General features: G+C 72.0%; 19 protein-coding genes. 13 read left to right on the forward strand and 6 right to left on the reverse strand.

Annotation, left to right across the window (positions count from 1 at the left end; genetic code table 11):
• The first annotated feature begins 33 nt into the window (after positions 1–33).
• The 6 genes from leuC (at position 34) to BR85_RS04295 (ending at position 6393) form a co-directional block, all read left to right on the forward strand.
• On the forward strand, positions 34–1479 hold the full coding sequence (gene leuC / locus BR85_RS04270) for a 3-isopropylmalate dehydratase large subunit (protein WP_028495408.1): 1446 nt from the start codon (positions 34–36) through the stop codon (positions 1477–1479).
• 1 nt (position 1480) lies between these two features.
• On the forward strand, positions 1481–2077 hold the full coding sequence (gene leuD / locus BR85_RS04275; RefSeq protein WP_028495409.1) for a 3-isopropylmalate dehydratase small subunit: 597 nt from the start codon (positions 1481–1483) through the stop codon (positions 2075–2077).
• A 69-nt stretch (positions 2078–2146) separates the two neighbouring features.
• A complete protein-coding gene (gene murA, locus BR85_RS04280; protein WP_028495410.1) occupies positions 2147–3517 on the forward strand; it encodes a UDP-N-acetylglucosamine 1-carboxyvinyltransferase in 1371 nt (456 codons plus the stop codon).
• A 3-nt stretch (positions 3518–3520) separates the two neighbouring features.
• Positions 3521–4285 (forward strand): lysophospholipid acyltransferase family protein, encoded by a 765-nt coding sequence (locus BR85_RS04285; protein ID WP_028495411.1) that lies wholly within the window; start codon positions 3521–3523, stop codon positions 4283–4285.
• Between the two features lie 13 nt (positions 4286–4298).
• Positions 4299–5405, forward strand: a complete 1107-nt coding sequence (locus BR85_RS04290) for an NAD(P)H-dependent glycerol-3-phosphate dehydrogenase (protein WP_051526142.1) — start codon at positions 4299–4301, stop codon at positions 5403–5405.
• A complete protein-coding gene (locus BR85_RS04295; RefSeq protein ID WP_081782659.1) occupies positions 5311–6393 on the forward strand; it encodes a D-alanine--D-alanine ligase family protein in 1083 nt (360 codons plus the stop codon). Before BR85_RS04290 ends, BR85_RS04295 begins: the two co-directional genes overlap by 95 nt.
• Positions 6394–6426: 33 nt before the next feature.
• Here the strand turns inward: BR85_RS04295 and BR85_RS04300 are convergent, their stop codons facing one another.
• Positions 6427–6897: a DUF3515 family protein gene (locus tag BR85_RS04300; RefSeq protein WP_028495414.1), complete on the reverse strand. Its 471-nt coding sequence runs from the start codon at positions 6895–6897 to the stop codon at positions 6427–6429.
• A 22-nt stretch (positions 6898–6919) separates the two neighbouring features.
• Here BR85_RS04300 and thiL point away from each other — a divergent pair, with 22 nt between their 5' ends.
• Complete coding sequence (gene thiL / locus BR85_RS04305; RefSeq protein ID WP_028495415.1) at positions 6920–7903, forward strand: thiamine-phosphate kinase; 984 nt, start codon at positions 6920–6922, stop codon at positions 7901–7903.
• A 163-nt stretch (positions 7904–8066) separates the two neighbouring features.
• Here thiL and rsmD read toward each other — a convergent pair whose 3' ends face one another.
• Together rsmD and BR85_RS04315 are read right to left on the reverse strand one after the other, a co-directional pair.
• Positions 8067–8627, reverse strand: coding sequence for a 16S rRNA (guanine(966)-N(2))-methyltransferase RsmD (gene rsmD / locus BR85_RS04310; RefSeq protein ID WP_028495416.1), 561 nt, complete (start codon positions 8625–8627; stop codon positions 8067–8069).
• 4 nt (positions 8628–8631) lie between these two features.
• Positions 8632–9213, reverse strand: coding sequence for a 1-acyl-sn-glycerol-3-phosphate acyltransferase (locus tag BR85_RS04315; protein WP_028495417.1), 582 nt, complete (start codon positions 9211–9213; stop codon positions 8632–8634).
• 59 nt (positions 9214–9272) lie between these two features.
• On the opposite strand from BR85_RS04315, the gene BR85_RS04320 reads away from it, so the two are divergent.
• The 6 genes from BR85_RS04320 (at position 9273) to mutM (ending at position 14420) form a co-directional block, all read left to right on the forward strand.
• Positions 9273–11438, forward strand: a complete 2166-nt coding sequence (locus BR85_RS04320; protein ID WP_028495418.1) for an ATP-dependent DNA helicase RecG — start codon at positions 9273–9275, stop codon at positions 11436–11438.
• A gap of 26 nt (positions 11439–11464) precedes the next feature.
• Positions 11465–11962, forward strand: coding sequence for a pantetheine-phosphate adenylyltransferase (gene coaD, locus BR85_RS04325; protein WP_028495419.1), 498 nt, complete (start codon positions 11465–11467; stop codon positions 11960–11962).
• 73 nt (positions 11963–12035) lie between these two features.
• On the forward strand, positions 12036–12584 hold the full coding sequence (locus BR85_RS04330) for a YceD family protein (RefSeq protein WP_028495420.1): 549 nt from the start codon (positions 12036–12038) through the stop codon (positions 12582–12584).
• 2 nt (positions 12585–12586) lie between these two features.
• Positions 12587–12796 (forward strand): 50S ribosomal protein L32, encoded by a 210-nt coding sequence (gene rpmF / locus BR85_RS04335; protein WP_028495421.1) that lies wholly within the window; start codon positions 12587–12589, stop codon positions 12794–12796.
• A 17-nt stretch (positions 12797–12813) separates the two neighbouring features.
• Positions 12814–13506, forward strand: a complete 693-nt coding sequence (gene rnc, locus BR85_RS04340) for a ribonuclease III (protein ID WP_028495422.1) — start codon at positions 12814–12816, stop codon at positions 13504–13506.
• Positions 13507–13514: 8 nt separating this feature from the next.
• A complete protein-coding gene (mutM, locus tag BR85_RS04345; protein ID WP_028495423.1) occupies positions 13515–14420 on the forward strand; it encodes a bifunctional DNA-formamidopyrimidine glycosylase/DNA-(apurinic or apyrimidinic site) lyase in 906 nt (301 codons plus the stop codon).
• Here mutM and BR85_RS04350 read toward each other — a convergent pair.
• Genes BR85_RS04350 through BR85_RS04360 form a run of 3 tightly spaced genes read right to left on the reverse strand, consistent with a single transcriptional unit; the run spans position 14413 to position 16876 of the window.
• On the reverse strand, positions 14413–15504 hold the full coding sequence (locus BR85_RS04350; protein ID WP_028495424.1) for a GNAT family N-acetyltransferase: 1092 nt from the start codon (positions 15502–15504) through the stop codon (positions 14413–14415). The genes mutM and BR85_RS04350 overlap by 8 nt on opposite strands.
• Positions 15501–16586, reverse strand: a complete 1086-nt coding sequence (locus tag BR85_RS04355; RefSeq protein ID WP_028495425.1) for a GNAT family N-acetyltransferase — start codon at positions 16584–16586, stop codon at positions 15501–15503. The genes BR85_RS04350 and BR85_RS04355 overlap by 4 nt, the downstream gene beginning before the upstream one ends.
• A gap of 35 nt (positions 16587–16621) precedes the next feature.
• The gene (locus tag BR85_RS04360) at positions 16622–16876 is read right to left on the reverse strand and encodes a hypothetical protein (RefSeq protein ID WP_028495426.1); all 255 of its coding nucleotides are present in this window, start codon (positions 16874–16876) and stop codon (positions 16622–16624) included.
• Positions 16877–16999 lie beyond the last annotated feature (123 nt).

Raw genomic sequence — 16999 nt, forward strand, 5'->3', positions numbered from 1 at the left:
GGGCGTGATCCCCTTTCTGGAGAACGAGACACCATGAGCACTGCGATTCCCGATCGTCCTCGCACCCTGGCCGAAAAGGTCTGGGACGACCACCTCGTCGTCAAGGGCGAGGGCGGTGAGCCCGACCTCATCTACATCGACCTGCACCTCGTGCACGAGGTGACGAGCCCGCAGGCCTTCGACGGCCTCCGCGCCGAGGGGCGGCCCGTGCGGCGCCTCGACCTCACGATCGCGACCGAGGACCACAACACGCCGACGCTCGACATCGACAAGCCGATCGCCGACCTCACGAGCCGGACCCAGATCGAGACGCTGCGCCGCAACGCCGCCGAGTTCGGGGTTCGGCTGCACTCGCTCGGCGACAAGGAGCAGGGCATCGTCCACGTCGTCGGCCCGCAGCTGGGGCTCACGATGCCGGGAATCACGGTCGTGTGCGGCGACTCGCACACCTCGACGCACGGCGCGTTCGGCGCCATGGCGTTCGGCATCGGCACGAGCGAGGTCGAGCACGTCCTCGCGACCCAGACGCTGCCCCTGAAGCCGTTCAAGACCATGGCGATCACGGTCGAGGGGACGCTCAAGCCCGGTGTCTCGGCGAAGGACGTCATCCTCGCCGTCATCGCGAAGATCGGCACGAACGGCGGCCAGGGCTACGTCCTGGAGTTCCGCGGCTCCGCGATCAGAGCCCTCTCCATGGAGGGGCGCATGACGATCTGCAACATGTCGATCGAGGCCGGCGCGCGCGCCGGCATGGTCGCCCCGGACGACACGACCTTCGCGTACCTCAAGGGCCGCCCGCACGCGCCGGCCGGTGCCGACTGGGACGACGCCGTCGCGTACTGGCGGACGCTCCCCTCGGACGAGGGCGCCGTCTACGATGCGGAGGTCTTCCTCGACGCCGACGAGCTGGAGCCCTTCGTCACGTGGGGCACCAACCCGGGTCAGGGCGTGTCGCTGTCCGGCGTCGTGCCGGCGCCGGAGGACTTCGCCGACCCCAACGAGCGGGTCGCCGCGCAGCGGGCGCTGGAGTACATGGACCTCGTCGCCGGCACCCCGTTGAAGGAGGTGCCCGTGGATGCCGTGTTCATGGGCTCGTGCACGAACAGCCGCATCGAAGACCTGCGCCAGTTCGCCTCGATCATCCGCGGACGGACCAAAGCGGACGGCGTCCGCGTCATGGTCGTGCCCGGGTCGGCGCGCGTGCGCCTGGAGGCCGAGGCGGAGGGCCTGGACAAGGTGTTCACCGACTTCGGCGCCGAATGGCGCTTCGCTGGCTGCTCCATGTGCCTCGGCATGAACCCCGACCAGCTGGCACCGGGGGAGCGCTGCGCCTCCACGAGCAACCGCAACTTCGAGGGCCGGCAGGGCAAGGGCGGTCGCACGCACCTCGTCTCGCCCCTCGTCGCCGCGGCCACGGCCGTCCTCGGCCGGCTCGCGAGCCCCAGCGACCTGCCCGTCCTGACCGCAGCGGAGGCCTGACATGGAGAAGTTCACCACGCACACCGGTGTCGTCCTGCCGCTGAAGCGCTCGGCCGTCGACACCGATCAGATCATCCCGGCCGTGTACCTCAAGCGGGTCACGAAGACCGGGTTCGAGGACGCCCTGTTCGCCAACTGGCGGCAGGACCCCGACTTCATCCTGAACCAGCCGACCTACGCCGGCGCGTCGGTCCTCGTCGCCGGCCCGGACTTCGGCACCGGCTCGAGCCGGGAGCACGCCGTGTGGGCGCTCCGCGACTACGGGTTCCGGGTGGTCCTGAGCCCCAAGTTCGCCGACATCTTCCGCGGCAACGCGGGCAAGCAGGGGCTCGTCACGGGGGTCATCGGGGAAGCCGACCTGGAGGCGATCTGGGCGGCCGTGGATGCCGACCCGGGCGCCCGGATGACGGTCGACCTGCAGGAGCGCACCGCCGTTATCGGCGATCTCCGAGTCGCTTTCGATATCGACGATTACACTAGGTGGCGGCTCCTCGAGGGACTCGACGACATCGGGTTCACACTGCGCAACGAAGAGAAGATCTCGCAGTTCGAGGCGCGCCGTGAGGCGTGGCGGCCGCGGACGATCCCCGTCCCGTAGCCCGAACAGCCCGTCCCACATCCTGCGGACGCGGCCGAGTTCCCTCGAACAACAAGTGAGGTCCACCGGATGAACACACTGCTGAGTGCGTCGGCGACGCCGAACCCCGGGGACGGGGACAGCGAGCTCGGAGAGGTCCTCTCGATCCGGGGCGGCCGACCGCTCACCGGTCGTGTCGACGTCAAGGGCGCGAAGAATCTCGCGACGAAGGCGATGGTCGCCGCCCTCCTCGGGGAGGACGTCAGCGTCCTCCGCGACGTCCCGGACATCAGCGACGTGCAGGTGGTCCGCTCGCTCCTGGAGGTCCACGGTGTGACCGTCGAGGACGACGGCGAGGGCGTCCTCCGGCTCGACCCGCGCGGCGCCGTCTCGGCGCACATGGAGGAGATCGACGCCCACGCCGGTGCCTCCCGCATCCCCATCCTGTTCTGCGGGCCGCTGCTGCACCTGCTCGGCCAGGCGTTCATCCCCGACCTCGGCGGCTGCCGCATCGGCGACCGTCCCATCGACTTCCACCTCGATGCCCTGCGCGCCTTCGGCGCGATCGTGGAGAAGCTGCCGAGCGGCATCCGCCTCTCCGCACCCGAGGGGCTCCGCGGCGCCGACATCGAGCTGCCGTACCCGAGCGTCGGGGCGACGGAGCAGGTGCTGCTGACGGCGGTGCGCGCCAAGGGCACGACGGAGCTCCGCAACGCCGCCATCGAGCCCGAGATCATGGACCTCATCGCGGTGCTGCAGAAGATGGGCGCCATCATCTCCTACGAGCCCAACCGCGTCATCTTCATCGAGGGCGTCGATTCTCTCCGCGGCTACGACCACCGCTGCATCTTCGACCGTAACGAGGCCGCCTCCTGGGCGTGCGCCGCGCTGGCCACCGACGGCGACATCTTCGTCGGCGGGGCCAAGCAGCAGGAGATGCTGACCTTCCTCAACGTGTTCCGCAAGGCCGGCGGCGACTTCGACATCGCCGAGGACGGCATCCGCTTCCGCCGGGGCGGGGCGCTGCGGCCCGTCGTCGTGGAGACCGACGTGCACCCCGGCTTCATGACCGACTGGCAGCAGCCGCTCATCGTCGCGCTGACGCAGGCGGAGGGCGAGTCCATCGTCCACGAGACCGTGTACGAGAACCGGCTCGGCTTCACCCGCGCGCTCGTCCAGATGGGCGCCGACATCGTCGTGCACCCGGATGGCATCGCGAGCCCCGACCGGCGCGTCCCGCGCCGCGCCCTGGAGCAGGCCGCCGTCATCAACGGCCCGACGCCGCTGCACGGCGCCGACGTCGTCGTCCCCGACCTCCGCGGCGGGTACAGCTACGTGATCGCCGCCCTCGCGGCCGAGGGGCAGTCGACCGTCCGCAACATCGGGATCATCCGCCGCGGGTACGAGAAGTTCCTCGACAAGCTCGCCGCCGTCGGCGCCGACTTCGACGTCATCGGATAATCGGTGCCGCGCTCCCCACGGCGGCGGGCCTCCGCCGAGAAGTCCGCGCCCAGCGTCTACTGGCCGGCCGCAGCCATCGTCGTCCCGGTCGTCGGGCTGATCGCGAAGATCGAGATCACCGGCGGCGAGCACCTGCCGCAGGAGGGCCCCTACGTCCTCGCGCCGAACCACTACAGCGAGTTCGACCCCGTGATCGTGGCCGTCGCGACGTGGCGGCTCGGGCGGGCTCCGCGGTTCATGGCGAAGGAGAGCCTCTTCCGGGTTCCGGTGCTCGGTCCGCTCCTGACCTCGATGGGCATGGTCCCCGTCGCGCGGGCGTCCTCCGCCTCTGCGGCGCGCCAGACCATCGTGCAGGCCGCGTCGCTGGTCGAGAAGGGCCGCGGCGTCATCGTGTACCCGGAGGGCTCGCTCACCCGCGACCCCGACCTCTGGCCCATGCGCGGCAAGACCGGCGCCGTGCGGCTCGCGCTCGAGGGCGACATCCCCGTCATCCCCGTCGCGATGTGGGGTGTCGAGAAGATCCTGCCGCGCTACGGCAGGCTCAGCCTCTGGCCGCTCCGCAAGCGCGTGCAGGTGCGCCTCGGCCCGCCCGTGGACCTCGACGCGTACCGCGCGAAGGCCACGCCCACGAACCTCGTCGCAGCGACGGATGTCGTCATGGCCGACATCTCGCGGCTCCTCGGCGAGCTGCGCGGCGAAACGCCGCCCGCGCAGCGCTGGAACCCGTCCGATCACGGGCAGAAGGAGACGGGCCGCCTTGAGTCGTAGGCAGGATGCCGCCATGCCCCGCGTCGCCGTCATCGGCGCCGGCAGCTGGGGGACCACGTTCGGCAAGGTGCTCGCCGACGGCGGCGCGCAGGTCGTCATGTGGGCCCGCCGGTCCGAGCTCGCGCAGGAGATCAACGAGGGCAAGCGCAACAGCGAGTACCTCCCGGGCGTCAACCTGCCCCGGTCGATGACCGCGACCTCCCACCTCTCCGACGCGCTCGAGGGGGCGACACAGGTCTACCTGGCGATCTCCAGCCAGGCCCTGCGCCAGAACCTGAAGGCCGTCCGCCCGCTGGTCGCCGCCACCGACGCCCCCATCGTGTCGCTCATGAAGGGCGTCGAGAAGCGCTCCGGCCTGCGGATGAGCCAGGTCATCGAGCAGGAGCTGCACTGCGATCCGTCCCGGATCGCCGTGGCATCCGGCCCCAACCTCGCCTTGGAGATCGCGCGCGAGCAGCCCACCGCCGCCGTCATCTCCTCCACGAGCCAGGAGACCGCGGAAGCCGTCGCCCGCCGCGCCCGCAACGCCTACTTCCGCACCTTCGTGAACACCGACGTCATCGGCACGGAGTTCGGCGGGGTCCTGAAGAACCTCATCGCCGTCGCCATCGGCATCGTCGACGGCGTCGGCTACGGCGAGAACACGAAGGCGTCGATCATCACGCGCGGCCTCGTGGAGATGACGGACTTCGCCGTCGCGCAGGGCGCGCAGCCGGAGACGCTGCAGGGGCTCGCCGGGCTCGGCGACCTCATCGCGACGTGCCAGTCGCCGCTCAGCCGCAACAACACGGCGGGCCGGCTCCTCGGCCAGGGGTACAGCTTCCAGGACGTCGTGAAGCAGATGGACCAGACCGCAGAGGGGCTCGCGTCCGTCGCGCCGATCCTGCAGCTGGCCCGGGATGCCGGCGTGCACATGCCGATCGTCGAGCAGGTCAAGATGGTCCTGGACGGCACCATGAACCCGCGCGACATCGCGCCCCACCTGACGACGGACGACGACCAGCCCAAGGGCGAGAGGACGCAGAATGGACAAGGCGGCAGTGGCGGTGCTCTTTGGAGGTCGCTCCAGCGAGCATTCGATCAGCTCCGCAACGGCCGGGGGAGTGCTCCGCGCGATTGACCGCGAGCGCTACCGCGTCATCCCCATCGGCATCACCCGCGAGGGGGCGTACGTCCTGGAGGACGACGAGCCGGACAAGTTCTCGCTCGACCCCGCGCACCTGCCGGAGGTCGTCGACAACGGCACCCGTGTCATCTGGCCGGACTCCGCGGCGTCCCGCGAACTGCGCGTCCGCGACGCCGACGGCGAGCGGTCGCTCGGCGAGGTCGACGTCGTCTTCCCGATCCTGCACGGCCGGTTCGGCGAGGACGGCACGATCCAGGGCTTCCTCGAGCTGCTCGACCTGCCCTACGTCGGCGCGGGCCTGCTGATGTCCGCGATCGGGATGGACAAGCACACCACCAAGAGCGTCCTGAAGGCGGCGGGCGTGCCCGTCGTGCCGTGGGTGACGGTCACCCGGCGCGACCTCGCGCGCGACCGGGATCTGTGGCTGCGCCGCATCCGCGCCCTCGACCTGCCCCTCTTCGTCAAGCCCGCCCGCGCGGGATCCAGCGTCGGCGTGTCCAAGGTCTCGGACCTCGGCGAGCTCGACGCCGCGCTGGAGACCGCCTTCGCGGAGGACGGCACCGTGCTCGTCGAGCAGGCCGTCGTCGGCCGAGAGATCGAGTGCGGCGTGCTGGCCGCGCGCGACGGCGGGCTCCCGCGCGTGAGCGTCGCGGGCGAGATCGTGCTGGACGGCCGGGACTTCTACGACTTCGAGGCGAAGTACCTCGACGTTCCCGGCGTCGCGCTCACCTGCCCCGCCGACCTCGGCGACGGCGAGCTCGCGGAGATGCAGCGGATCGCCGCCCGTGCGTTCGAGGCGATCGGCGGCGAAGGGCTCGCCCGGGTGGACTTCTTCTACACCGGGACGGAGTTCTTCGTGAACGAGCTCAACACGATGCCCGGCTTCACCCCGATCTCGATGTTCCCGAAGTGCTGGATCGCCTCCGGGATGACCTACCCCGAGCTCATCACGGAGCTCATCGAGATCGCCCGCGCCGCCTGAGCGGACGGGGGATCCGGCGTCAGCGGTCGCCCGTCAGGGCAGGACCGAGGACGTCGAGGTGCACTGCCGCTGGGCGGGCACCTGCTGCAGCGCCGTCGCGAGGCCATCCAGCACCGTCGTGGGCGCGACGATCTCGTTGTCGGTGAGCACCTCGACCGCCGGCGTCCGGCCGTAGCTCGTGATCCGGTAGCGCGGCGCGGCGGAGTCGTCGACGATCCAGTCGATGCCGGCCACCGTGATGCACTGCGCCTCGGTCGGCCCGGGCGGCACGACCCCGCAGGACACCAGGACGGCGGACGGGTCGCCCCACGCCGCGGTGGACTGCGCGTCGGTCCACAGGCGCTGCTGGCCGTCCAGCGTGTCGGGGAGGCGGACCATGACCTCCGCGCACAGCGGATCGTTCGCGTCGTCGGCGGGCTGCATCGAGACCGTGGTGGCGCAGCCGGTGAGCGTCAACGCCGTCAGCACGGCCAGGAGGACGGCGGTCGGGCGCGGGCGGGGCACCACTCCAGGCTAGCGTGGAGGCATGCCAGGCGATGACGGGGAGACGGTCGGCGGATCGAGCGAACGCGTGGTGCTGGCCCGCATCCTCGGCGCGCTGCGGGGCTCGTCGCGAGCCCTCGTCGGGCCGGGCGACGACGCCGCCGTGCTCGCCGCGCCGGACGGCCGTGTCGTCGTCACGACGGACACGCTCGTACACGGCCCCGACTTCCGCCTCGCCTGGTCGAGCGGCCGCGATCTCGGCTTCAAGGCCGCGGCCGTGAACCTCGCCGACGTCGCCGCGATGGGCGCGCGGCCGACCGCGCTGTTCGTCGCCCTCGCGGCGCCCGAGGCGACGCGGCTGCGGTTCTTGGAGGACCTCGCCGCGGGGCTCCGCGAGGCCTGCGACGAGCTCGCCCCGGGCTGCGCCGTCGAGGGCGGCGACCTCACGGTCTCGGACACCCTCACGGTCGCCGTGACGGCGGTGGGGGTGCTGGACGGGCGGGAGCCGGTCCTCCGCTCCGGAGCCCGGCCCGGCGACGTCGTCGCGGTCGCCGGCGCGCTCGGGCAGGCCGCGCGGGGGCTCGCCGTGCTGTTCGACCGGTTCCGCGACGATCTCGGCGAACCGGTCCCCGTCGACCTCGCCGCGCTGTCACCGGAGGAGCGTGCGGCGCTGACGGCGCAGCTGCGGCCCGCCCCGCCCATCGCGCTGGGGCCCGTCGCGGCGGATGCCGGCGCGACGGCGCTCATGGACGTGTCGGACGGCCTCGTGCTCGATGCGACCCGGATGGCGGAGGCCTCGGACGTGACGATCGCGCTCGAGAGCCCCGGCGATCCGCTCGCGCTCTCCGGCGGTGAGGACCACGCCCTCCTCGCGACGTTCCCGGCCGGCGTCCCCCTGCCGGAGGGCTTCCGCCCGGCCGGCGTCGTGGCGCCGCGCGGCGCGCACCCCGTCACCGTCGGCGGCGCCCCGCCCGCGGGCCGGGGCGGCTGGGACCCCTACCAGGACTGGGACGCACACCGCGGCTGACGCGGCCGGGCGTCCGGCTCGCACGCCGGGCGCCGCATGCGGCTCGCGGCCGCGAGAAACCACATCCGGCGTGAGAAACCACGCCAGAGCCGGTTTCTCATGCTCGATGTGGTTTCTCGGGCGGGTGGGCGGCCGGGGCGGGCGGGTAGGCGTGGGCGGGGCGTCAGGGCGTGGTCGCCCACCAGACGGCGGTGTCGCCGTAGCGCTTCGAGCGCTCCAGGACGAGGCCGGGGGGAAGTGCCGGCTCGGGCGAGCGCGCGGCGCGCTCGATGACCACCGTGGCCTCCTCGGCGAGACGGGGGACGAGCAGGGCGAGGGTCGCGGCGAGCGCCTCGTCGTCGACACCCTCGTACGGCGGATCGAGGAACACGAGGTCGTAGGGGCCGCGCGGCAGCTGCAGGAAGGCGTCCGCCGTCATCCGGTGCACCCGGGCGGCGGCACCCGGCACCGCCTTCGCGACGGCGCGGGCATTGCGCTCGGCGACCGCCGCGGCGCGCGGCGCCTTCTCCACGAGATCGGCGGATGCCGCGCCGCGGCTGAGCGCCTCCAGCGCGAGGGCGCCCGAGCCGGCGTACAGATCCAGCACGGCGGCGCCGCGCAGTCGGTCGGCGGACTCCAGCGAGCCGAACAGCGACTCGCGGACCCGGTCGCTCGTCGGCCGGGTCCCGGCATCCGGCACCGCCAGGGTGAGCGACCCGGCGAGCCCCGCGATGATCCTCGTCACCTGTTCACGATATCGGCGCGCCGCTCTCGTCGCGCAGCCGCGGTTCGGTGCGTAGGTGCGGGCGGAGGCCCGCCTTGTCGGCGTAGAAGGCGCGGATGCGGTCCATGTCGGTGGCCACGTCGCCGGTCAGCTCGATCGTCGGGCCGAGGCCCGTCGTCATCGTCGTCCGGTCCACGAAGCCCAGGGTCACCGGCATTCCCGTCTCGCGCGCGATGCGATAGAAGCCGGACTTCCAGTACGTGTTGCCGCCGCGCGTGCCGTCCGGGGTCACGACGAGGCCGAAGACCTCGCCGGCGTGCGCACGGTCCACGACCTCGGTTACGACGCCCGCGGCGTCGGATCGGTCGACGGGGATGCCGCCGAGCCGCCGCATGATCGGTCCGCGCCACCCCCGGAACAGCGAGTCCTTGCCGAGCCAGCGGATCGGGATCTCCAGGCGCCACGCGATGGCGAGCATGAGGACGAAGTCCCAGTTCGAGGTGTGCGGTGCCCCGATCAGGAGCGTCGGGCGCTGCGGGGCCGGCTCCGTCTGCAGGGTCCAGCGGCTGAGCGACCAGTAGAGGCGGGCGACGGCGCGGCGGATCATGCTCACACAGTACGCGGCCGCGGGGGAGTGGCGTCCCCGACCGCTCGTAGACTCGGGGCATGCCGTCCGTGAGCCTCGAGTCCCGTCTGGACGGCGTCGTCGGAGGCAAGACGGCGTCCGCCCTGTCACGGGCGTTCGGGATGTCCACAGTCGGCGACCTCCTCGACCACTACCCGCGCCGCTACGCCCGGCGCGGCGAGCTGACGCCCATCGCCTCGCTGCCCGTGGGGGAGCAGGTGACGATCGTCGCCGAGGTGCGCTCGGTCTCCGTCCGCCCCATGCGCGCCCGCAAGGGGACGCTGCTGGAGGTCGTCATCAGCGACGGCCACGGCACGGTGAGCCTGACCTTCTTCAACCAGGCGTGGCGGCAGAGCGAGCTGAGAGTCGGGCGGCAGGGCATCTTCTCCGGCAAGGTCGGCGACTTCAAGGGCCAGAAGCAGTTCGCCCACCCCGACTACGAGATGTTCGACGACGAGGGGCAGGCGCGCACGAGCGCCGAGGCGAAGCAGAACCTCCCCATCCCGATCTACCCGGCAACGAGCACCGTCACGAGCTGGCAGATCGCGAAGACCGTCGAGATCGTCCTCGCCGTCCTCGGCGACGTCCCCGACCCGCTCCCCGACGACCTCCGGCAGCGCCTCGGCCTGCTCGATGCCCGCACCGCCCTCCTGCGCATCCACGCCCCCGAGCTTCCCGACCAGATCGAGCAGGCCCGCGAGACCCTGCGGATGCACGAGGCGTTCGTGCTGCAGGTGGCGCTCCTGCAGCAGCGCCAGTTCGTCCGCATGCTCTCCGCGACCTCCCGGCCGGCCGGCGACCTCCTCGCCCGCTTCGACGCGGCGCTGCCGTTCGAGCGCACCCCCGACCAGGTGTCGGTGGGCGACACGATCGCCGCCGACCTCGAGGGAGCGTGGCCGATGAACCGGCTCGTGCAGGGCGAGGTCGGTTCCGGGAAGACCCTCGTCGCGCTCCGCGCGATGCTGCAGGTCGCCCAGTCGGGCGGGCAGTCCGCGCTCATCGCGCCGACCGAGGTCCTCGCGGGCCAGCATGTGCGCTCCATCGCGCGGATGCTGGGCCCTCAGCTCGCGCCGGAGCTCATGCCGACGCTCCTCACCGGCCAGCAGCCCGTCGCCGAGCGCCGCAAGGCGGCGCTGCGCGCGGCGGCGGGGCAGGCGCGCATCATCGTGGGCACCCACGCGCTGCTGAGCGAAACGACGACGTTCGCCGACCTCGGCCTCGTCGTCGTCGACGAGCAGCATCGGTTCGGCGTGGAGCAGCGCGAGACGCTCCGCGCGAAGGGGACCTCGCCGCACGTGCTCGTGCTGACCGCGACGCCGATCCCGCGCACCGTCGCCATGACCGTCTTCGGCGACCTCGACGTCTCCACGATCCGCACCCTGCCCGCCGGGCGCGCCGGTATCTCGAGCTTCGTCGCCCCGCTGGATGAGAAGCCGGGCTGGTTCGCGCGCGTGTGGGAGCGCGTCGCGGAGGAGGTCGCGCAGGGGCGGCAGGCGTTCGTCGTCTGCGCCGCGATCGACGCCGAGGCGAACGCGAAGGACGCGAAGGACGACGGCGCGGAGCCGCCGACGCTCGAAGGGGAGCAGGAGCGCACCCGCTGGGGGGTCGTGCAGGTGCACGAGATGCTCGCGGGGCACCCCGCGTTCGACGGCATCCGGGTGGAGATCCTGCACGGCAAGATGCCCTCGGATCAGAAGGACGCCGTCATGCAGGCGTTCAGTCGCGGGGAGATCGACGTGCTCGTCGCCACGACCGTCGTGGAGGTCGGTGTGGACGTCCCGAACGCCTCGACGATGGTGATCCTCGAAGCCGACCGGTTCGGCGTCTCGCAGCTGCACCAGCTGCGCGGGCGGGTGGGCCGCGGCGCGATCCCGGGACTCTGCCTCCTCGTGACCGAAGCGCCGCAGGGCACGCCCGCCCGCGCACGGGTCGAGGCGGTCGCCGCGACGACGGACGGCTTCCAGCTCGCCGAGGTCGACCTCGAACTGCGCGGTGAGGGCGATGTGCTCGGCGACGCGCAATCGGGTGCACGATCGTCGCTGCGCCTCCTCCGCGTCGTCGCCGACGCCGACCTCATCGCGCTCGCCCGCGCCGCGGCGGAGCAGGTCCTCGACGAGGACCCGGCGCTCCTCCGCCACGCCGGCCTGGCCGCGGCGATCGGGCGCCGCGTCGGTCAGCAGGAGCGCGCGGCGCTGGCCAAGAACTGACCCGCCCGGCCGATAGGCTCGATGGCATGAACAACCGGATCGCCGTCGTCCCGGGATCGTTCGATCCGCCGACGCTGGGTCACATCGACGTCATCCGCCGGGCCGCGGCGCTGTACGACGAGCTGCACGTCCTCGTGGTGCACAACCCCGGCAAGGAGGCCATGCTGCCGATCGCGCAGCGGCTGAGCCTGCTGGAGCAGTCCATCGCCGAGGAGAACGTCGACGGCAACGTCATCGTCGCCTCGTGGAGCATGGGCCTGCTCGTCGACTACGCGACCGACGTGGACGCGGGGGTGCTCGTCAAGGGCATCCGCTCCCAGGTGGACGTCGCGTACGAGACCCCCATGGCGATCGTGAACCGGCATCTCGCGCAGATCGAGACGGTGTTCCTCCTGCCCGACCCCGCCCACGCCCTCGTCTCCAGCAGCCTCGTCCGCCAGGTCGCGGCGCTCGGCGGCGACGTGTCGCCGTTCGTGCCGGGCCCGGTGGCCCGCTTCCTGGACACCGGCGCGCGGGGACTCTGAGCCGGCGCACCTGCGCGGCGGGCCCCGGTGGTCCCGGCGCCGACTAGCATTGACGACCGTGGTCAGAAAGCATATGAACGGTCCCTTCGTCCTGTCGGTGCGCGACATCTCGCACCGCGCGGGCGAGATGCGCGAACACGACCTCGAGGTCGCCGCGCCCGCCAAATGGGGCGAAGGCCTGGTGTCCGTCCCGCAGGGGGAGCCCATCGACATCGCCGTCCGGCTGGAGTCCGTCCACGAGGGCATCCTCGTCACCGCCGACATCGCGACCCAGTACTCGGGCGAATGCGGACGCTGCCTGACCGAGATCACGCAGCCCGTCGAAGTCGAGATTCAGGAACTCTTCGGGTATCCTGGATCGGAAGCGACTGACTTCGAGGTTCAAGACGACCACGTGGATCTTGAAACTCCGGTCAGGGATGCGATCGTCCTGTCGCTTCCTTTCCAGCCGGTGTGCCAGCCGGATTGCCCCGGCCTCGATCCGGCCACGGGCGTGAAGCTGGCGCCGGATGCCGTGCCGGAAGCTCCGATCGACCCGCGTTGGGCCACGCTGAAGGCCCTCACCCCAGACCACGACGACGAGGCAGCGCGCCCCGCCGCCGACGACACAGAGAAGAGCTAGCCATGGCAGGTAACCCCCCGAAGCGGAAGGTCTCCCGCTCCAACACCCGTTCGCGCCGCGCCCAGTGGAAGGCGGCGCCCATCACGCTGACCACCACCGTGGAGAACGGCAAGGTCGTCTACAGCCGTCCGCACCAGGCCAAGGTCGTCACCGACTCGCAGGGCACGGAGCTGTTCCTGGAGTACAAGGGCCGCAAGGTCGCCGACGTCTGATCCTCGCGGCCCGCGCCGTGACTGAGGTCTCGCTCGAGCACCAGCTGCTCACCGACAAGCTCGGGGTCGACATCGACGCCGAGCTTCTGTCGCTTGCGCTCACGCATCGCTCGTTCGCGTACGAGAACGGCGGGATCGCGCACAACGAACGCCTCGAGTTCCTCGGGGACTCGATCCTCGGCCAGGCCGTGACAGTGCACCTGTACACGCGTCACCCGGGCCTGGAGGAGGGTGCGCTGGCCAAGCGTCGCGCGAGCGTCGTCTCGACGGTCGCGCTGGCCGAGGTCGCCCGCGGCATCGGGCTGGGTGCGCACCTGCGCCTCGGGCGCGGTGAGGACCAGACCGGCGGACGCGACAAGGACTCGATCCTCGCCGACACGATGGAAGCCGTCATCGGCGCGACGTTCCTCTCCGCCGGTCCCGATGCCGCGACGGCGCTCGTCCTCCGCCTCGTCGCGCCGCTCATGGCCGACCCGGAGCGCTACGGCGCCGCGATGGATCCGAAGACGAGCCTGCAGGAGCTCGCGGCGCGCATGAATCTCGCGCCGCCGCAGTATGTCGTCGTGGCCGCCGGCCCCGACCACCACCGCGTGTTCACCGCGACCGTCACGGTCGGCGACGTGGAGCGCGACGGCCGCGGCAGCAGCAAGAAGCAGGCCGAGATGGCCGCCGCTCTCGCCGTGTGGCGCGAGCTGTCCGCCCGTGCCTGAGCTGCCGGATGCCTGAGCTGCCCGAGGTCGAGGTCGTCCGCGCCGGTCTCGCGCCCGCCGTCTCCGGCGCGACCGTGCTCGGTGTCACGGTCCTCGACGAACGGGCGCTCACGCGGCACACCGGCGACGGCGTCGACTTCGAGCGCGCGCTGACCGGGCAGGTCATCGAGACCGCCGCCCGCCGCGGCAAGTTCCTGTGGATGCCGGTGCGCGGCGCCGACGAGGCGGTCGTGGCACACCTCGGGATGAGCGGACAGCTCCTGCTGCGTGCGCCCGGCGCTGCCCAGGAGCGGCACGAGCGGATCCGGCTCGACATCGCGCATCCGGAGCACGGCGATCTCGCCGTCGTCTTCGCCGACCAGCGCACGTTCGGCTCGCTCGCCCTCGACGCCCTCGTGCCGACCGCCGACGGCGCCCCGGGCGGGTGGGGGACCGACGCGGCGACGGTGCCGACCCAGGTCGCGCACATCGCCCGCGACCCGCTGGATCCTGCCTTCGACGACGCCGCGTTCGTCACGGCGACGCGGCGGAAGAAGTCGGCGGTCAAGCGCGTGCTGCTGGACCAGACCGTCGCGAGCGGCATCGGGAACATCTACGCCGACGAAGCGCTCTGGGCCGCCCGCATCCACCCGGAGACATCCGCGGCAGGCATGTCGCCGCGGACGGTCCGGCGGCTCCTCGCGGAGGTCCGCACGGTGCTCGAGAAGGCGCTGGCGGAGGGCGGCACGAGCTTCGACGCGCAGTATGTCAACGTCAACGGGCAGGCCGGCTACTTCGCGCACTCGCTCAACGCCTACGGTCGCACGGGTCAGCCGTGCCCGCGGTGCGGGCACCCGATCGTGCGGGTCGGGTTCATGAACCGGTCCAGCCACTATTGCGCGCACTGCCAGCGACGCCCCCGCGTGGTCAGCTGACCCGCTGCCACGCGCCGGCGACGGTGAGCGGCGTGAAGCCGAGTGCCTCGTTCACGTCCAGCATCGGGCGGTTCTCCTCCGCGTTGAACGTCGTGATCACGGGCGACTGCGGCACGAGCTCCCGCCAGCGCAGGATGTTCGCGCATTTCACGAGCGTCCCGAGGCGGTGACCGCGATGCTCGCGGAGCACGAGGGTGCCCCACTGGTTCGTCGGGCGCGTCCGGTCGGCGCCGATCGTCAGCTCGTTGTAGGCGACGAGCCGGCCGGTCGGGACGTGCTCGACCACGGCCACCGAGACGAGCAGTCCGCCGGCGCGGAGCCGCTCGTCACGACGCGCGACGCGCGCGGCATCCCACGTCTCCTCCGTCACGGTCAGCCCGGCGAAGGGCGCATCCGTCGACATCCGCGAGATGACGTGCGCGAACTCCGCGCGCCACGGCGCGGGGGTCGGCGACGTCCACGTCCGCAGACGGTAGTGCGGGCCGGCCGCGGCCTCGGCGGACGCGAACAGCTCCTGCACGCGGTCCAGGGGAGCGGTGAGATCCAGGATGCTGTTGCGCTCGACCTGCTGCAGCGTGAAGCCGTGGTCGCGGTAGAACCGCGAGTACCGGTCGACCGGGACGGAGCCGAAGCCCGTGGGGGAGCCGATCCGCTCGCCGCCGGCATCCGCGCGGTGCAGTGTGTAGGTCTGCACGTGCGTGCGTCCGAGGCGCGCGGCCTCGGCGAGGAGCCGCTGCAGCAGTGCGTCCTCGACGGCGCCGTCGCGCCGCGCATCCGGCAGCGCCAGCAGGTCGAACTCCAGTTCGGTGGCGCCCTTCTCCCGCGGCGCGGTCAGCGCGAGGGCTCCCGCCGGGCGGCCGTCCTGCCAGGCGAGGAACCCCGCCTGCAGGCGGTCGGTCTGGTCCTGCCAGGCGGGCAGCATCTCGGCGGCATCCCAGCGGAGATGGTCGAGGCCCAGGTCGTGGTGCAGCGCGGTGTTGAAGACGTCGGCCAGCGCGCGGAAGTCGCGCGCGTCGTCCCCGTCGATGTGCCGCGGCACTCCGACGGGGACGACGACCGGACGCTCCGTCCCGAGGACGGTCACGGCAGGACCTTCTTCCAGGCGCCGTTGTAGGACACCGGGACGAACCCGATCGCCTCGTTGATGTCCAGCATCGGCCGGTTCTCCTCGGCGTTGTAGGTGATCACCTTCGGGGACTCCGGCGCGATCTCGGTGCGCCAGCGCGCCAGGCCCGCGCACTTCACGAGCTGCCCGAGCCTGTGGCCGCGGTGCTCCTTGAGCACGAGGGTGTCCTCCTGGCTCGTCGCGAGCGTCCGGTCCGGTCCGATGGCCAGCTCGTTGAAGGCGACGATGGCTCCCGAGTCGATGTGCTGCGCGACCGTGACGAGCACCGTGCGGCCGCCGTCGAGGTAGCGCTGGTCGTGCAGCCGAACGCGCTCGGCATCCCAGGTCTCCTCGTCGAACTCGAGTCCGGCGGCGGGTGCATCCGTCGACATGCGCGACTTCGTCCAGGCGTACCCGTCGATGTACTCCTCCGGCGTGGGCGGGCTCCACTGGATGACCCGGTAGCCCGTCGCCTTCGCCTCCGCCTCGGCGAGGAGGCGCTGCACCGTCGGGGCGGACGTCACCAGGTCGAGCTCGCTCTTGCGCTCGATCTGCTCGAGCGTGTACCCGTTGCGGAGGTAGAACCGGGCGACGTCGTCCTCGGGGATCTCCCCGAAGCCCGTCGGCGGCGTGAGGCGGCGGCCCGGCGCGTCGGGGTGCGTCGCCCACGACTGCAGCACGGTCCGGCCGTGCTCCCGGGCCGCCTCCTCGACGAGGGCGTACCCCGCCGTGCCGATGCCGCGCCCGCGGTGCGAGCGCTGCAGCTCCACGAGCCAGTAGGCGTTCTTCGACCCGTCCTCCAGGGGAAGGTCGACGCCGACGCGGCCGACGATCGCACCTTCGGCCACGACGAGCCACATGAGCCGGATCTCGTGCGGGTCCGGCGCGTAATGCGGGAGAAGCTCCTGCGGCGTGAGGTCGTCGTCGGCGTTGCCGTTGATCTCGGCGTAGACGGCGTTGCGCACGCGCACCATCTCGACGAAGTCGGCGTCGTCCGCGTCGCCGATCGCGGCGGGGACGGTCAGGCGCCGGAACTCGACGCCCGTTGTCGTCGTCTGCATGTCATTTCCGTTCTGTGGGATGCCGGGGTGACCGGTCATCGGCTGTTCGGGAGGAGGAGGCGCGCTCGCGCCCACTCCTGCTCGCGGATCCGGCGGTCGCGCAGGAGCCGGTGCGCCTGCGCGCCGGCGGCGCGGTCCCGGTTGTCGGTCGGCCGTGTGCTCCACAGGAGCAGAGCCAGGGCGATCCGCATGGCGATGCGGTCGGGGAGGGACGTGCGCGGGGCACGGCCCGGAAGCTGCAGCGGATCGGGGATGCCCGACGGGCGCTGCGGCGCAAGGAGAGTACTCATGGGGGTTCTCTTTCGGAGTGGGTGAAGGATGCCGCGAAACGCGGCGGAGATCGTGCCGCAGCACGAAGGGGAAGGCCGAGCGCCGATCAGGACGAGGCCGGATGGGCGGAGACCGCGAGCCCG

Source organism: Microbacterium sp. UNCCL10 (genome assembly GCF_000746195.1).
Lineage (GTDB): Bacteria > Actinomycetota > Actinomycetes > Actinomycetales > Microbacteriaceae > Microbacterium > Microbacterium saccharophilum.

Coding starts and splice junctions, on each gene's coding strand:
- leuC (WP_028495408.1), top strand. CDS start 34: ATGAGCACTGCGATTCCCGATCGTCCTCGCACCCTGGCCGAAAAGGTC.
- leuD (WP_028495409.1), top strand. CDS start 1,481: ATGGAGAAGTTCACCACGCACACCGGTGTCGTCCTGCCGCTGAAGCGC.
- murA (WP_028495410.1), top strand. CDS start 2,147: ATGAACACACTGCTGAGTGCGTCGGCGACGCCGAACCCCGGGGACGGG.
- BR85_RS04290 (WP_051526142.1), top strand. CDS start 4,299: ATGCCCCGCGTCGCCGTCATCGGCGCCGGCAGCTGGGGGACCACGTTC.
- BR85_RS04295 (WP_081782659.1), top strand. CDS start 5,311: ATGGACAAGGCGGCAGTGGCGGTGCTCTTTGGAGGTCGCTCCAGCGAG.
- thiL (WP_028495415.1), top strand. CDS start 6,920: ATGCCAGGCGATGACGGGGAGACGGTCGGCGGATCGAGCGAACGCGTG.
- BR85_RS04315 (WP_028495417.1), bottom strand. CDS start 9,213: ATGATCCGCCGCGCCGTCGCCCGCCTCTACTGGTCGCTCAGCCGCTGG.
- BR85_RS04320 (WP_028495418.1), top strand. CDS start 9,273: ATGCCGTCCGTGAGCCTCGAGTCCCGTCTGGACGGCGTCGTCGGAGGC.
- coaD (WP_028495419.1), top strand. CDS start 11,465: ATGAACAACCGGATCGCCGTCGTCCCGGGATCGTTCGATCCGCCGACG.
- BR85_RS04330 (WP_028495420.1), top strand. CDS start 12,036: ATGAACGGTCCCTTCGTCCTGTCGGTGCGCGACATCTCGCACCGCGCG.
- rpmF (WP_028495421.1), top strand. CDS start 12,587: ATGGCAGGTAACCCCCCGAAGCGGAAGGTCTCCCGCTCCAACACCCGT.
- mutM (WP_028495423.1), top strand. CDS start 13,515: ATGCCTGAGCTGCCCGAGGTCGAGGTCGTCCGCGCCGGTCTCGCGCCC.
- BR85_RS04355 (WP_028495425.1), bottom strand. CDS start 16,586: ATGCAGACGACGACAACGGGCGTCGAGTTCCGGCGCCTGACCGTCCCC.
- BR85_RS04360 (WP_028495426.1), bottom strand. CDS start 16,876: ATGAGTACTCTCCTTGCGCCGCAGCGCCCGTCGGGCATCCCCGATCCG.